The organism is Marinobacterium aestuarii, assembly GCF_001651805.1.
In the GTDB taxonomy this organism is placed as follows: domain Bacteria; phylum Pseudomonadota; class Gammaproteobacteria; order Pseudomonadales; family Balneatricaceae; genus Marinobacterium_A; species Marinobacterium_A aestuarii.
This window is the reverse complement of sequence record NZ_CP015839.1, coordinates 3,462,695-3,477,850: the sequence shown is the minus strand read 5'-3', so window position 1 is coordinate 3,477,850 and position 15,156 is coordinate 3,462,695. Positions and strand designations below refer to the sequence as shown.

The window sequence follows — 15,156 nt, the reverse complement described above, 5'->3', positions numbered from 1 at the left end:
GCGGCGGGAACAGCGGTGGTCCAAGGGCTGCCGCTGTCACAATACGGCTGTGATGCGGATAGTTTCGAGGAACTCCTTAGCGGCCCTCAGACATGAAATGATGATAGATCTGCACCAGCTCGTCTTCGGTGAAGGTCACCACCACCAGTTGCTGGCCCGGATGTATCAGGTCGGGATTCAGCCCGACTAAACCCTGCTCATAGTTGTAGATATAGGTTTCGCGGACCTTGTTATCCAGCACCTTGCCCAGAAAGGAGCTGCGCCTGTCCTGCAGCCGTTCGTCGGCATCCTGGGGAATGGCGACCTGGATTGAGCCGCCCGCCCGGGGCAGTTCCAACCCTTGCGCAAAGGAATTGATCAGGCCGCTGTTAAGGATTCCCCAGAGTCCTTCCTTGTCGAATTCGTTCACTGAGTGGATGTAAAAAATCTTGCCATTGGCCAGTTCCGGATTGCTGAGCAACTCCTGCAGCGTCACCTGTCCTGCGAGCTGGGGCAGGGTGCCGCTGGAAAGTGCCTGCTGCTGGCTACCGGCATCATCGCGCTTGATGGACGGACGCACGTCTACGGCATAGGCCGTCGCTGCGGCGGCATCAATCAGGTCTGCATTGAGTTCCATTTCCAGTTCTATGTTGTCCGACAGCACCTGGTTTTCAGGTAGCAGCAATAGCTGGTTGGCGCTGACAAAGCTGCTGGCGCGGCCTATCTCTATCGGCTGGTCGGCATTGGCGGTGAGCTGCTCTATATGGGATTGGGCCTGCTGGCGCTCCTGATCGCTGATAACGACCTCGGTGGGCTCGGTGGATTCCTGGGGTGCAAGAAACAGCCAGGCGGCGGTAATGGCCAGCGCTACAGTCACAATCAGTAGCAGTCGTTGCATCGGTGGGGTTCCCCTCTTTGCTGACAGACAGGGTTACTGGCAGACAAGGTTACTGAACAAATAAGGGCGCAGTACGCCGCGACCACTGTAGAACAGATCAGGGTGGGGGGAAAGTATCGCAGCAAGGCTGATAATCCGGCTGCGCTCGCAGCCTGTCGGACTTGGCCGGTCGTAGCGAGGGAAAGACCGATTTGTTCAGCACATCCCTGTGCTTCACCCCTTCGGGGTTTGCACGTTCAATCGCTCCCGGCGATTGAATGAGACAGTTTTGGAGTTCTTTTGAGGCGACAAATCGGCAGGGTAGCCGATTTGCACAGCGTTAGCTGCCCGCAGGGCAAGCTACAGGGATGTAGATTGTGCATAGTGGTTCTATTTAACACTTGGAACACAGATTACAGAACCGCTTTAGCGGGGTCGCAGACCGAGGAACCTGCGACGAGTCAAAAAGAGCTCGAAAAATGCCCCCTCTTTAACGGAAATAATCGGCTTTTCCGCACGACTGCATGGATGCAGGAGGTAGAGCGAAGCAGGATGCCCGAGCCGAGTAGATCAGTGGTAAGTCCGACAGGCTGCTTGCCCCGGGCCCCGCTATACTTTTGAGTCCAGAGACTGGCTGTGGCAATAAGGTGGAGTAAGTCATGACGGAGAAGATCGAGGAGGTGCTGTTGTTCTGGTTCGGGCCGCTGCAAAACGGTGTTGCCTGTGAATCAAAACAGCGGCTCTGGTGGGAAGGGCGTGAAGAGGATGATCGCCAGCTGGATGAGCTCTTTGGTGCTCTGGTGCGCCGCGCCATGCGGGGCGAACTTGACGCCTGGAGCAGCAGCCCGCGGGGGCGACTGGGGCTGATACTGCTGCTCGATCAGTTCAGTCGCAGCATCTACCGGGGTACGCCCGATGCCTTTGGCGGTGATGCCCGGGCGCTGCAGAACTGTCGCCAGGGCATTACTCTGGGTCACGACCTTGCGCTGGAAACCGCTGAAAGGCTGTTTTTCTATATGCCGCTGGAGCATGCCGAGTCGCTGGAAGCGCAGGACCTGCATGTGGCTCAGCTGGAGTCCCTGCGCCAGAGTCTCAATGGCGCGCACCGCAGCCTGATTGATAATGCGCTGGATTTTGCCCATCAGCACCGTGACCTGATTCTGCGGTTTGGCCGCTTTCCCCACCGCAATATTGCCCTTGAACGGGTCTCGACGGAGCAGGAACTGGCCTATCTCAATCAGTCGCACCGGCGTTGGGGTCAGTAGAACGCTGCCGGGGGAGTGGCTCTGTACATTTCAATATGAATTTTATTCAATAAAATCAAAAAATACATCAATTTAACTAATTGTCATGCTTCGTCATAATGGCTGCCACTTCAACGGCTGCATTAAGGGATGAATTCAATGGCAACCACTCATACACTCGGTTTTCCCCGTATTGGCGCTCAGCGCGAGCTCAAGTTCGCCCTCGAATCCTACTGGAATGGCAGCAGCACGCGGGAGCAGTTGCTGCAGGTGGGCAGTCGCATTCGCCAGCAGAACTGGTCGCAGCAGCAGCAGGCGGGTCAGGCGCGGGTGACCGTGAATGACTTCTCACTCTATGACCAGGTGCTGGACCATTCCTGCCTGCTGGGTGTGATTCCGGCGCGTTTTCAGGATGGATCAAGCGATGGCTTTGATACGGCCTTTCGCATGGCCCGCGGCCGGGCGCCGTCGGGTACGGCGGTACGTGCCTGTGAAATGACCAAGTGGTTCGATACCAACTATCACTACCTGGTGCCGGAGCTCGAGGCGCAGCAGCGTTTTACTTTGTCGCCTGACACCTTGCTGGCGGAAATTGCCGAAGCCAGAGCCGGTGGCTTTGACGTCAAGCCGGTGCTGATCGGGCCTGTGACCTACCTCTGGCTGGCCAAATCCGCAGGCGAGAGCTTTGATCGTCTGCAGCTGCTGCCCGCATTGCTGCAGGCCTACGGCGAGCTGTTCACTATCCTGGCCCGCGAGGGCGTGGAGTGGCTGCAGATTGATGAACCCATCCTGGTGCAGGAGCTGGAGCCGGCCTGGCAGCAGGCGCTGGAAACGGCTTACCAGGCGCTGTCTGGGGCCGGGCCTAAACTGCTGCTGACCACCTATTTCGGCAACTTGGGGGATAACCTCAGCCTGGCGCTGTCACTGCCGGTGCAGGGGTTTCATCTGGACGCGGTGCGCGGCGGGCTTGAGTATCGCCGTGTGCTGGCCGAACTGGGTGATGACCAGGTGCTGTCGCTGGGTGTGGTGGATGGGCGCAATATCTGGAAAACCGATCTGTCGGCGCGGTTGAACGAGTTGCAGTCTGTATCAGAACAGCTGGGTGATCGTCTCTGGCTGGCGAGCTCCTGTTCGTTGCAGCATGTGCCTGTGGATCTGGCCCAGGAGACGGCCTTTGATGCACAGCTGCGCAACTGGATGGCCTATGCGGTGCAAAAGCTCGAAGAGCTGCAGCTGCTGGAAGCGTCACTCAATGGCGGCAATGTTGCGGCGGCGCTGGCGGACAATGCCCTGGCCCTGGCGGGGCGGCGCAGCTCTGACCGGGTACACCGCGAGAGTGTCAAACAGCGCTGTCAGCGTCTGTCGCTCAAGGATGGCGAGCGGGGTCTTGCATATGCGCAGCGGGCGCCACGCCAGCGCGAACGCCTGCAGCTGCCAGCCTTTCCCACCACGACCATAGGTTCTTTCCCGCAAACCCCGGCCATTCGCCAGACCCGGGCGGGCTTTCGCCGCGGCGAGCTGAGCGAGGCGGACTATGTTGCCCGCATGCAGGCTGAAATTGCCGACTGCATTCTGCGTCAGGAAACGTGCGGGCTGGACATGCTGGTGCACGGTGAAGCCGAGCGCAACGACATGGTCGAGTACTTCGGTGAATTGCTGCAGGGCTACGCCGTCAGCCAGAACGGCTGGGTGCAGTCCTACGGCTCACGCTGCGTCAAGCCGCCGGTCATCTACGGTGATGTCTACCGCGATGCCGCCATGACGGTGCAGTGGAGCCGCTATGCTCAGTCGCTGACTTCCAAACCGGTCAAGGGCATGCTGACCGGGCCTGTGACCATGCTGCAGTGGGCTTTTGTACGGGACGACCAGCCGCGGCAGCAAACCTGCCTGCAGGTGGCGCTGGCACTGCGAGACGAAGTCTGCGAGCTTGAATCCGCCGGTATCGCCGCCATTCAGATCGACGAGCCCGCCATTCGCGAGGGTCTGCCCCTCAAGCGCAGCGAGTGGGATCACTACCTCGACTGGGCGGTCTATGCGTTTCGTGTTTCGGCCTGTGGTGTGGCGCCTGAAACCCAGATCCACACCCATATGTGCTATTCGGAGTTCAACGGCATTATCGAGGCGATTGCGGCCATGGATGCGGACGTGATTACCATCGAAACCAGTCGCTCGAACATGACGCTGCTGGATGCCTTTATCGACTTCGAATACCCCAGCGAGATCGGGCCTGGTGTCTACGACATTCACAGCCCCAATGTGCCTGAGGTGGCGCAGATGGAAGCGCTGATGAAAAAGGCCGCCGAACGCATTCCAGCCGAGCGTTTGTGGGTCAACCCCGACTGCGGCCTCAAGACCCGTGGCTGGGAAGAGGTCGGGCCTAGCCTGGAGAACATGGTGGCGGCGGCAAAGCGTCTGCGCGCCGGTCTCTGAAGCCGATTTCTGACCACTGGCTGGCAGCGATGCGGGGGTAAAATCGGTACACTAGGGGACCCGCGCCAGGCGGCCAAAGACAGCCGGCGCTTCAGTCCCCTGTTTGCCGGAGCCCTTGATGTCCGAATTGCTGCAATCCCCGCCAGATGTCAGTGCCCGCGCGTGCTGGCGCCAACTGGTATGGCTGCAGGGTGAGGTACTCTGGGCGCAGCAACAGGTCGCTGCACTGCTGGCGGCCACAGAGGCGCAGCAGGTGCTGTGGATTGGCCAGGCGGCGCCCGCGCCATTCGAGGCAACAGCGCCACCCCAAGTGCAGCGCTGGCTCGGGCGCGAAACCGATGCCGTGGTGCTTGATGCTTACGCGGGCTTCAATCCCAATGCCTTTGGTCAGAGTGTCGGTACCCTGCGAGCAGGTGGAGTGCTGTTTTTGCTGACGCCTGCGGCCGCACACTGGTGCCGGTTTGATGACCCTGAACACCAGAATCTGGTGACCTTGCCCTATGAGTCCACTGACGTAGGGAACCGCTTTGTAACGCATCTGATTCGGGTGCTGCAGGCAGACGGCCAGGTCCTGTCTCTGCTACAAGATGCCCCCCAGGAACTGCCTGGGGGGCATTTTTCGTCTGTACATAGCCTGTCTGCCAGGCTGCTTGCCCTGCAGGCGAGCGCGTCCTCTGAAATGTCTTCTTTGAAGTACTCTGTAGCGCCTTTTCGCAGTCAGGATCAGCAACAGGCTGTGACCGAGATCCTGCAGGCGCTGAACGATGCCGTACCCCTGGTGCTGACAGCGGATCGCGGGCGTGGCAAGAGTGCGGCCCTGGGGCTGGCGGCAGCACACTGGCTGCAGCAACACGGCGGTGACATTCTGGTAACGGCCCCATCCTTGGCTGCGCTGGATGCACTTTTTGAACGCGTGCAGGCGCAATTGCCGGGGGGGGAGGTCAAGGCGGGCTGTTACAGTCATGTACGGGGTTCGGTGCGCTACCTGGCACCCGAGCGCCTGCTGCAGGCGGATGCCACGCTGTGCGCCCAGGCTGAGCTGCTGCTGGTGGATGAAGCCGCTGCTATTCCGGCGCCGGTGCTCAGCGGCTTGCTGGCGCGTTTTCGCCGCATTCTGTTCGCTTCCACGGTGCATGGATATGAAGGCACCGGGCGCGGCTTTGCGGTGCGCTTTAGGCGTGAACTTGAGCGTCGGGCGCCGGGCTGGCGGGCGCTGAGCATGACAGAACCCGTGCGCTGGGGGGCCAATGATCCGCTGGAGGCGCTGTCATTTCGCATGCTGCTGCTGGATGCGGAACCCGCCGAGGCTTCAGCGGTGCGCCATTTGACGACGGCACAGCTGGAATATCGGCGCCTGGATCGGGATCAGCTGCTGCAAAAACCAGCCTTGCTTGAGCAGCTGTTTGGCTTGCTGGTGCTGGCGCATTATCGTACCACGCCCGGCGACCTGCGCATCCTGCTGGACAGTCCGAACCTGTCGGTCTGGGTTGCCTGCGGGGAAGGGCAACTGGTGGGGGCCCTGCTGGTGGTTGAGGAAGGCGGCTTGCCGGCAGACCTTGCCGCAGCGATTCACGACGGCTACCGGCGCCCGGCAGGACATCTGATCCCCCAGGCACTGATCGGCCAGGAAGGCCTGCTGGCGGCGGCGCCGCTGCGTTGCTTAAGGGTGATGCGCATCGCGACCCATCCGGCGCTGGAGCGCCGCGGCATTGCCAGTGCCCTGCTGGGTGAGCTGGCGGCCTGGGCGCAGGTGCAAGGTGAAGATAGCGGGAGTGCCGTCGATTATCTGGGTACCTGCTTTGGCATCAGCCCGGATCTGCTGGGCTTCTGGCGTCACAATGGCTACGAGGCCATCCGTCTGGGTATCACCAGGGATTCGGTGGGCGGCACCTTCGCCGGCATTCTGGCGCAGCCGGTCAGCGAGGTTGGGGCTGCGCTGATTCGTACGGCACGTCAGCGTCTGCGTACCCGCCTGCTGCATCAATTGCCGGCACAGTTGAGGCAGCTGGAGGCGGATCTTGTGGTGGCTTTGTTGCCCGGTGTCGACGTTGAGCTGGCAGACTTCGAGCGTGCCGAGCTCAATGCTTTCGCTGTGCACAAGCGCGCCTTTGAAAGCTGTGAGCCTGCCCTGTGGACGCTGTGCAGTGCAGGTCCCGAGCACTGGCAGCGCGCGGGCCTAAGCCCGCAGGCGCAGCGCTTGCTGGTGCGCAAGCTGCTGCAGCGTCACAGCTGGGAGGCCATCGCCGCAGACAGTGGTGGCGGGCGCCGCCTGCTGGTACGGCAGCTGCGGGAGGTGACGGGGCTGTTGCTCTGTGCGCCACCGATGGGCATGATGAGGTAACTTGAATCCGGGCCTGTGCATTGCGGTGGCAGTCACGGGTATAACGGGAATCGGCAGGGCGGGCAATGCTTGCCTGTCAGGAGAGGTGGATGCGGCCAGGCGTGGTGCGGGGATTCTATCTGGTGGCCGGGATGCTGGCGTTGCTGCTCGGTGCCATCGGTGTTGTGTTGCCGCTGCTGCCGACCACGCCTTTTGTCATTCTGGCGGCATTCTGCTTTTCACGCAGTTCCGAGCGGCTGCACCAGTGGCTGCTGAATCAGCGCCTGTTCGGGCCGCTGATTCGTGACTGGGAAACCCATGGCGTTATTCCGTTGCGCATCAAGTGCCTGTCCACGACCATGATGCTGGTGCTGGTCAGCTATCCCATGCTGTTTCGTGATTTTGACTGGCGCCTCAAGGCACTGGCCGGCCTGTCTATTCTGGGTGCGCTCTTGTACATCTGGAGCCGCCCGTCGGTGCCGGCCCCGAATGCGTCCCGTCAGAGTGCCTGATCAGGCGTCCACAGTTCCAATATTTCAACCTCCATGCCGACCTCCAGTACGGCTTCGTTCTGCGGTACCAGATTCTGCCCGAACAAGACCTGGCCCTTTTCGCCACGGCGGTATCTGGCCAGGGTACGCAGCGGTTGCTGCTGCGGGTTGGCAAGCGCGGTTTGGGTATCCAGGTTGACCATCACGCAACGGGAGCAGGGCTTGATGAACTCCAGCTCCAGGCTGCCAATGCGAATGCGCTTCCAGTGATCTTCGGCATAGGGCTCGCTGTCGGCGATGACCAGGTTGGGGCGAAACTGGCCCATGCTGAGGGGTGTCTCGCAGCGCCCGGCAAGATCCTGCAGTGAGCCCTGGCCAATCAGCAGCAGCGGATAACCGTCGGCAAAGGCAACAGGGGCGTCGGGCTTGAGTGCGGTCACCCGCCTGGATGCTGCGCCGAAGTAGAGCAGCTGGCACGGCAGACCGAGGTAGTCGCTGAACCAGCGATCCGCCGCCTCGCTGCACTGCTGGCCCTGCACCTCGTCGTCCCAGACCTGAACCGGCTGGTAGCGGGTCGGGAACTGCTTGTAGCTCAAGCGCAGATCCGGGCAGTCTGCGGCGCTCAGTATCAGGCCGTCGACCCAGGGAGTGGCGCGTACACGCAGCAGGGCGGGGTGCTTGCGGGCGGTGAGAAAGCGGCCGCCGGTGTCGGCCAGTACAAAGCGCCGATCGAAGGCGAGCCCTGCGCGTTCCACGAAAGCGCGCTCAAGGCGCAGACCTGCGGTCGATTTAATGGGATAGATATGCAGGTCGGACAGATAAGGCATCGGGCTTCCTTGGGCTGGCTTCAGTAGGGTAGCTTGCTGATGATGTGATCAAGACGGATACGCAGCGGCTCGCCGTGACTGGATCTAGCGATAAGATATTCCTCGCCCCTGGGGGATTCAAGGTCGACAAATTCGATGCGATCCTGCATGAGAGTGCCATCGGCATGGCGCCAGTGCACCTCGTAGCGCAGCCGGCGCATGCAGGCGAGCTCAAAACCGTCGTGCACTTCACAGTTGATGGGCTTATAGCTATGCATGGGGTGACCCTCCTGTGCCGACAGTATAGGCTGGCGCTGCCAGAACCAATATTGCCAGCACTGTTGCAGTACCGCTATCGTCAGCGCCGCTGATCCGGATGGCCCGTCACAGGCGTAAGACAGTATATGATCGCTCTGGTTGCGGGCTTTAAGGTACTGTCGACAGCAGATTTTGCCGTACGGCTATAATTGACTCTGATTTGCAGAGTCACAGGAATACTATGAATCTTGATCCGCAACAGTTGGTAAAGATTGCCAATATGAAGATGCCGTTTGGCAAATACAAGGGGCGGGTTCTGCTGGATCTGCCAGAACCCTATATGGTGTGGTTCGCCCGTCAGGGCTTTCCCGGCGGTGAGCTCGGCAATCTGCTGCGCATGCTGTACGAAATCAAACTCAATGGGCTGGAGGCGGTGGTCGAACCACTGCGCCGACAGCACCGAGGAGAAAAATCATGAAACTTCACTACCTGTTTATGCCGTTGCTGTGGCTGATGCTGGCGCTGCCGGCCCAGGCCGCATCGAGCCAGGAAATCGATGCCAAAGTGGCCGAAGCCATGCAGCGTTTCTATCAGCACAGCAGCGCCGGGCGTGAGCTGGCCGGGCGTGCCGCAGGGGTACTGATGTTCCCCGAGGTGTACAAGGCCGGGGTGGGTATCGGCGGTGAGTATGGTGAAGGTGCTCTCCTGGTGTCCGGCGCTACGGTCGATTATTACAGTACCGCCGCGGCCTCCATCGGTTTTCAGCTGGGTGCCCAGATCAAGAGTCAGGTGATTCTGTTTATGACGCAGGATGCGCTGAATCGTTTTCGCCAGGGTGAGGGTTGGGAGGCCGGCGTTGATGGCAGTGTTGCCATTGCGGATATCGGTGCCGGTGGCACTATCGATTCCAATACGCTGCAGTCGCCCATTATCGGATTTATCTTTTCCAACAAGGGGTTGATGTACAACCTTACGCTGGAAGGCTCAAAATTCACACGGATGAACAAATAATGCGAATCAAGTCAGTCGTGCCTGTCGCTCTTTTATTGACTGCGCTTTCCGTATCCTTCTCGGGCGCGGCACTGGCGCAAAAGCCGGAGTCGGAAGACGGCAAGCAATACGATAAAAAGCACGACAAAAAATACGACAACCAGGGTGATAAAAAATCGGATAAAGCGGCGGGTAACAAACACGGGCGCGCGGATGAAAAAAGGCTCGACGTACAGGGGGTCGGTGAAAGTGCTCACGACGGCGAGCGCCTGCATCTGTTGGCGCCTTTGGTGCGTGAGGATCGGGACCATATTCGCCAGTATCTGCGTACCGGCGATGCCGGCTTTTCGGGCCAGCCTGGGCAGGGCAAGCACAAGCCGCTGCCGCCTGGCTTGCAGCAAAAGCTTGATCGCGGTGGTGACTTGCCTCCCGGCTGGCAAAAGAAGGTCGCCCGGGGTGAGGTGCTGGAGCCCGATCTGCGTCGCCGTGCACAGCGGCTGCCCGCCGATCTGAATCGGGGCCTGCAGGGCTATGGTGCCGACACCGAGCTGCTGTTGCTCGAGGATCGCGTTCTGAGGGTGGCTACGGGGCAGGGTACGGTGCTGGATGTGATTGATATTGCTGATATATTGGTGCGCTAGCCACCTGTCCACCTGTAACGGAACGCGTCATGACACCGGCGATCAATGCGGCGAAAAAGGCCAAAGTCAGTTTTCAGATTCACGAGTATACTCACGACCCGGCGGCGCCGTCCTATGGGCTGGAGGCGGCGGATGCGCTGGGTCAGTCGCCCCTGCGAGTGTTCAAGACCTTACTGGTGGCGCTCAATGGTGACGGTCGTCGCCTGGCGGTTGCTGTCGTACCTGTATCCGGTCTGCTGGATCTAAAAGCGCTAGCCACGGCGCTGGGCTGTAAAAAAGTTACCATGGCCGAGGCACCGGATGCGGAGCGCACCACCGGTTACGTCGTGGGGGGAATAAGCCCGCTCGGGCAGAAAAAACGCTTGCCAACGGTGCTGGACGGCAGCGCCCTGGCATTTTCCAGTATCTACATGAGCGCAGGCCGACGCGGACTGGAAATCGAAATGGCGGCCACAGATCTGATTGCGCTGACCGGCGCGGTCACGGCGCCTATTGGCCGGGATTGATAGAGGCTGTGCGGTTTTTGCTGCACGCTTTCTCTGTTTTAAGGTTCAGTATTCTGAACCTGCTCCGCACACCAAAATTTATAATGTACTAGAGCACTTTCATCTTGCCTCGACCCACAGTCGGCCGCCTCGAAGTAAGGAAGTACTCAAAGCAACCTCGACAGATAAGTGTTTCGTGAAAATTCTTTAGCTGATTTTGCGAGTTGAAACCCGGGCGCTGTCGCGGCTCTCTGCCCGGTTGCTCATATCGCCAGGCTTGAAGTCACTGGCTTCCAGACTGTGGCGGTTAAGCAGCTTGTAAAAGTCGGTACGGTTGCGCTGTGCTATGCGTGCCGCGTGGGTCACATTGCCTTCAGTGATACGCAGAACTTTGATGAGGTAACGGCGTTCGAAATCGGCCCGGGCCTCGTTGAATGAGGGTACCACGCGCTCCTGGTTGGCCAGTGCCTGGGAGACCAGGCCTTCGGACACAATGGGGCTGTTGCTCAGTGCGACGACCTGTTCGAGCACGTTTTCCAGCTGCCGCACATTGCCGGGCCAGGCGGCCTGGGCCAGCAGATGAATGGCACCGGGTGAAATGCCGCGTACCTTGGGATTGTGGCGATCCGATGCCTTGCTTAGAAAGTGTCGTGCCAGCAGCGGAATATCTTCCGGGCGCTCGCGCAGCGCCGGCAAATCCAGATTGACCACGTTCAGGCGGTAATAGAGGTCTTCCCTGAACTCCTGCGCCTCTATGGCCTGCTCCAGATTGCGGTGCGTGGCCGAAATGATGCGCACATCAATAGGCACGCTTTCGGTCGAGCCCACGGCGCGAACGGTGCGCTCCTGCAGTGCCCGCAGCAGTTTTACCTGCAGCGGCTGGGGCATGTCGCCAATTTCATCCAGGAACAGGGTGCCGCCGTGGGCGGCCTGAAACAGGCCCCGGTGCTGGGTAATGGCGCCGGTAAAGGCGCCCTTGTTATGACCAAAGAGCTCGGATTCCAGCAGTTGTTCTGGCAGAGCGCCGCAGTTGATGGCGACGAAGGCTTTGTTGGCGCGGCGGCTGGCCTTGTGGATGGCCTTGGCAAAGCACTCTTTGCCACTGCCGCTGGCACCGGTAATCAGCAGGCTGACATCGGATTCGGCGACACGCTGGGCCTGCAGTAACAGGGATTCGATGGCCGGGCTGGCGCCAATGATGCCGGCACGCCATTCCTGATCCTGACGCCGTGCGCTGGACTTGAGCGCGGCGCGGACAGTGTCCAGCAGCTGGTCACGGTCAATGGGTTTGGTCAGAAACGCATAAACGCCACGCTGAGTCGCCGATACGGCTTCGGGAATCGAACCGTGGGCCGTCATGATGATGACTGGCAGATCCGGCCGTCGGCGCTGCACCTGCTCAAACAGTGCCATGCCGTCCATATGATCCATGCGCAGATCGGTGATGATCAAATCCACAGTATCACCGGACAACAGTTGCAGGGCTTCCTGACCGCTTTCGGCGGTGCTTATGCGGTAGTCCTGTGCCTGCAGGCGCATCTTGAGCAGCTTGAGCAATGCGCTGTCATCATCGACGAGCAGGAGGTGTGGGGTTCTGTTCATGATCATAAATCCTTGCGTTGTCGCGTGATCTCTTGTTCCAGATCCGTGAGCGCTTCTATCTTGCGTTTTAATTCCGAAATTTGGGCATTTTGCTGCTGTATCCGGGCACTCTGCTGCTGTATCAGGGTGAGCTGCTGCTGGCGTGGTTCCAGCTGGCTTTTCTGAATATCCAGGTAGCGGTCTGCGGTGCAGTCGGCACTGGGGTACAGCGGCAGGCTGGTCAACAGGCTGCGGCCCTGGTCGAACTGTTCGGCACTGGCCATGGGGCTGGTGAGCAGCAGTGCCTCAAGCGCCTTGTCGTTGCTCTTAATGACCTGTGCCAGTTGCTGCCTGCGGGCCTGGTCGCTCTGGTTCAGGTAGCGTTGCTGCTGCAGCAGCAGGCCGGCCAGGGCGTCATTGCTGACGTAGCAGGCAGGGCCCCGGTTGCTGGCTATTGGCTGCAGGGCGTCGGGTATCTGGCAGCCGAGCAGACTCAGCAGCAGGGGGGCGGCCAGCAGATTACGTGGCATGGCTGTCATTCACCGCGGGTAACATGATTCGGAACACCACTTTATGATCGGCATTATGGGCAAGGGAGAGTGTGGCACCCAGGGCGACGGCGGCGTCATGCGCGACGCTCAGGCCAATGCCAGAGCCCTTGAGGGGGCCCCGGCGCCGATTTTTGCCCTGGAAAAAGGGTTTGAAGATCTGATCGATTTCGGCAGCGGGAATCGTCGGACCTATATTGCCTATATCAATGTGCATCTGGCTGTCCTGTATCTGATAGCAGACACTGAGTTTGCCCTGTTCATCACCGTAGTAAATCGCATTTGAGATCAGATTGCTGAGAATTCGATGCAACATAGCCCGATCGGTGGACCATTTGGCGTCTTTTAGCGGTCGTTCCAGCCGAATCTGTTTTTGTTCCAGCAACAGCTTGTGCGGGTGCAGGGCTGCATTGAGGCAGCTGTCCAGACTGGTGCTGCGCACATCCAGTGGTCCGGGTTGCTGCAAACGGTTGTAGTCCAGCAACTGCTCAATCAGGGTTTGCAACTCAAAGCTGTTGCGTTGAATCAGTTCAACGATCTCGCGCTGGTTGTCGGTGAGCGGACCTGCGACTTCTTCCGCCATCAGGTCTGATCCTTCGCGCAGCGTGGACAATGGCGTTTTCAGTTCATGTGAAATATGGCGCAGAAAGCGCTGCTTTTCCTCTTCGAGCTCGTTCAGATGATCACCCAGCCAGTCGAGCTGGGCGTTCAGGTCAACCAGTTCGCGCGGCCCGCGCAGCGGTTTAGTGTTCTGTGGCTGGCCGTGACCGAGGGCGCGGATGCGGCCAATCAGCTGGCTGACCGGGCGACTGATGCGCAGGCTGAAGAACAGCATCAACAGCGCCGAGACTGCAATCAGAATCGCCGCCAGCAGCCAGAGTGCCTGCTGTGTGGCGCGGGCCTGGCGATCCAGTTCGGTGAGTCGCTGCTCCAGCTGGCGGTTGCTTTCGCTAATCAGCTCGCCGGTCAGCAACGCCAGCTGTTCCAGCAGTGGCAGGCCGATTTCACCGTTCTGCGCCTGTTCGATCAGGCTCAGCGTATCCTGCAGTGAAGGTATGACTGGATTGCCTCTGAGCAGGAAGCTCTGAATATCCAGCTGATTGCGGTAATGACCTATCTGCTCCTGCTGGCGCGTGCGGATGTCGCTGCGCTGCAAAATGGCGTATTGGCGCGCCGAGCGCAGTATGTCCTCCGCCAGCACGTCGAGCTGCAGGTTGCGTTGACTGATCTCCAGCGACAGACGCGCTTGCTCGCGGCCCTGGCGAGCCTGTTCGACAAGCTCGTTGCTGGCTTGCAGCAGGAGTACGCCCAGGGGCGTGACGACCAGCAAAAACGCTAGCAAGATCAATTGCCTCAGGGAACCGGCGCGCCAGCGATGTGTTGGGGTCATAAGGCGGTTCCCAAGACTGAACGAGAAGGCAGTATTATCTATCAAATGAAATCTGTCGTTAAGCGCAGACGCTGCTGCCAGAGCTATTGGCGACCCATCGCTAGAGGCGTACCTAGACGCGGACCGAGTCCAGCTCCTGCGGGCTCAGATAGCCATCCAGGTCCAGGTCCATGCGATAAAACGCCAGCCCGAGGGTTTTGTCCTGGCGGGCCTCGATAAAGCTGAGCTTGCCATCGGCATTGCGATCAAGCTGGTAGAACACCGGCATGGAAATACGCGGCAGACCCGCGGGCATCCTTTCGGTGGCTGCGGCGGGGTTTAGTGGTAGCCAGAGTGTCAGCAGTGTCAGGGCTCCGGCCCCAAGGGTGGTGGTGATTTTCATTCAGGCTTTCCCTGTCGGTGGCATGAGTCGGTGCGGCAATACAATATACATGCCGAAGATCAATAAATATAATAAAAACAATAAGTTGTGATTTCTCTTCGGATTTTTATCGCCATCCGGGGGCGATGCTGTCGATAGTTGCCTGGATTGATGTCTCCATATGCAGACCATTGCCTGCAGTAGAGGTTTAATTTATTAAATATCAATTACTTATGGTGTATCCTTGTGGCGACAGTGGGTGTCGATTGGCTCATGCCGGGCACTGTCGAACAGCGCTGAGCCGCCAGGGATAGGCGCTGCCACCTCAGGCAAGGTTGTGCGGAATCGGACTGGCTTCGCCGCGCTCGTCGATGGGAAAGGTACCCGGCGGCGGCAGAAGGATATGTGCCGTATCGTCGCCCAGGCGGAAAGGGGCGTCGCCCAGATAAGAAGGGGCTGACAGAGATTCGGCAGGCTGGTCGGGTAGCGGCGAGGCGGGAATTCGGGATTCAATATCCACCGGCTGAACCGGGCCCGGTTTCAGGGCCTCATTGGCGGCGCCCAGAGTCGCGGCGGCCACAATAATACCGCACAGCAGCAGGACAGATTTTTTCACGGTTGAACTCCTTGTCAGATAGGTCGGGGCTGGTGTTGCCCGCGTTTAACTATCTCCTATCAAGAGTCATGCCATCTTATTTTTTATGTTTAAAAACATAATCTTATGATTGTTTGTCGCGTGTTTTTCAGTGTGTCTG

The 15,156-nt window shown here is 59.5% G+C and carries 16 protein-coding genes; 8 read left to right on the top strand and 8 right to left on the bottom strand.

Annotated features, from left to right (window positions below; translation table 11 throughout):
• Positions 1-76 precede the first annotated feature (76 nt).
• Positions 77-877 (bottom strand): hypothetical protein, encoded by an 801-nt coding sequence (locus tag A8C75_RS15165; RefSeq protein ID WP_067384168.1) that lies wholly within the window; start codon positions 875-877, stop codon positions 77-79.
• Positions 878-1,515: 638 nt separating this feature from the next.
• Between A8C75_RS15165 and A8C75_RS15160 the strand changes: the two genes are divergently transcribed.
• The 4 genes from A8C75_RS15160 (at position 1,516) to A8C75_RS15145 (ending at position 7,362) form a co-directional block, all read left to right on the top strand.
• On the top strand, positions 1,516-2,121 hold the full coding sequence (locus A8C75_RS15160) for a DUF924 family protein (RefSeq protein ID WP_067384165.1): 606 nt from the start codon (positions 1,516-1,518) through the stop codon (positions 2,119-2,121).
• A 138-nt stretch (positions 2,122-2,259) separates the two neighbouring features.
• Positions 2,260-4,530 (top strand): 5-methyltetrahydropteroyltriglutamate--homocysteine S-methyltransferase, encoded by a 2,271-nt coding sequence (metE, locus tag A8C75_RS15155; protein WP_067384162.1) that lies wholly within the window; start codon positions 2,260-2,262, stop codon positions 4,528-4,530.
• 118 nt (positions 4,531-4,648) lie between these two features.
• Positions 4,649-6,871, top strand: coding sequence for a tRNA(Met) cytidine acetyltransferase TmcA (locus tag A8C75_RS15150; RefSeq protein ID WP_067384159.1), 2,223 nt, complete (start codon positions 4,649-4,651; stop codon positions 6,869-6,871).
• A gap of 89 nt (positions 6,872-6,960) precedes the next feature.
• Positions 6,961-7,362, top strand: a complete 402-nt coding sequence (locus tag A8C75_RS15145; protein WP_067384156.1) for a YbaN family protein — start codon at positions 6,961-6,963, stop codon at positions 7,360-7,362.
• On the opposite strand, the gene A8C75_RS15140 is transcribed toward A8C75_RS15145, so the two are convergent.
• Positions 7,350-8,168 (bottom strand): MOSC domain-containing protein, encoded by an 819-nt coding sequence (locus tag A8C75_RS15140; RefSeq protein ID WP_067384153.1) that lies wholly within the window; start codon positions 8,166-8,168, stop codon positions 7,350-7,352. The two genes, A8C75_RS15145 and A8C75_RS15140, sit on opposite strands and share 13 nt — an antisense overlap.
• Positions 8,169-8,188: 20 nt before the next feature.
• Positions 8,189-8,425 (bottom strand): Rho-binding antiterminator, encoded by a 237-nt coding sequence (locus tag A8C75_RS15135; RefSeq protein WP_067384150.1) that lies wholly within the window; start codon positions 8,423-8,425, stop codon positions 8,189-8,191.
• A gap of 221 nt (positions 8,426-8,646) precedes the next feature.
• Here A8C75_RS15135 and A8C75_RS15130 point away from each other — a divergent pair, with 221 nt between their 5' ends.
• Genes A8C75_RS15130 through ybaK form a run of 4 tightly spaced genes read left to right on the top strand, consistent with a single transcriptional unit; the run spans position 8,647 to position 10,542 of the window.
• Entirely contained in the window at positions 8,647-8,883 is a 237-nt protein-coding gene (locus A8C75_RS15130; protein ID WP_067295735.1) for a DUF3820 family protein, read from the top strand.
• Positions 8,880-9,416 carry a BPSL1445 family SYLF domain-containing lipoprotein gene (locus A8C75_RS15125; RefSeq protein ID WP_120785200.1) on the top strand — a complete coding sequence of 179 codons (537 nt, stop codon included), beginning with the start codon at positions 8,880-8,882 and terminating at the stop codon, positions 9,414-9,416. The genes A8C75_RS15130 and A8C75_RS15125 overlap by 4 nt, the downstream gene beginning before the upstream one ends.
• Positions 9,416-10,036, top strand: coding sequence for a hypothetical protein (locus A8C75_RS15120; protein ID WP_067384147.1), 621 nt, complete (start codon positions 9,416-9,418; stop codon positions 10,034-10,036). The genes A8C75_RS15125 and A8C75_RS15120 overlap by 1 nt, the downstream gene beginning before the upstream one ends.
• Before the next feature lie 29 nt (positions 10,037-10,065).
• Positions 10,066-10,542 (top strand): Cys-tRNA(Pro) deacylase, encoded by a 477-nt coding sequence (gene ybaK, locus A8C75_RS15115; protein ID WP_067384143.1) that lies wholly within the window; start codon positions 10,066-10,068, stop codon positions 10,540-10,542.
• Positions 10,543-10,728: 186 nt separating this feature from the next.
• Here ybaK and A8C75_RS15110 read toward each other — a convergent pair whose 3' ends face one another.
• The 5 genes from A8C75_RS15110 to A8C75_RS15090 all read right to left on the bottom strand — a co-directional run bounded on the left by A8C75_RS15110 (position 10,729) and on the right by A8C75_RS15090 (position 15,017).
• Positions 10,729-12,129, bottom strand: coding sequence for a sigma 54-interacting transcriptional regulator (locus tag A8C75_RS15110; protein WP_067384141.1), 1,401 nt, complete (start codon positions 12,127-12,129; stop codon positions 10,729-10,731).
• The gene (locus A8C75_RS15105) at positions 12,126-12,632 is read right to left on the bottom strand and encodes a hypothetical protein (RefSeq protein ID WP_067384138.1); all 507 of its coding nucleotides are present in this window, start codon (positions 12,630-12,632) and stop codon (positions 12,126-12,128) included. The genes A8C75_RS15110 and A8C75_RS15105 overlap by 4 nt, the downstream gene beginning before the upstream one ends.
• Positions 12,622-14,040: a sensor histidine kinase gene (locus A8C75_RS15100; protein WP_067384135.1), complete on the bottom strand. Its 1,419-nt coding sequence runs from the start codon at positions 14,038-14,040 to the stop codon at positions 12,622-12,624. Before A8C75_RS15100 ends, A8C75_RS15105 begins: the two co-directional genes overlap by 11 nt.
• A 112-nt stretch (positions 14,041-14,152) precedes the next feature.
• Positions 14,153-14,422, bottom strand: a complete 270-nt coding sequence (locus tag A8C75_RS15095; RefSeq protein ID WP_067384132.1) for a hypothetical protein — start codon at positions 14,420-14,422, stop codon at positions 14,153-14,155.
• 304 nt (positions 14,423-14,726) lie between these two features.
• A complete protein-coding gene (locus tag A8C75_RS15090; RefSeq protein ID WP_067384129.1) occupies positions 14,727-15,017 on the bottom strand; it encodes a hypothetical protein in 291 nt (96 codons plus the stop codon).
• Between the last annotated feature and the right edge of the window lie 139 nt (positions 15,018-15,156).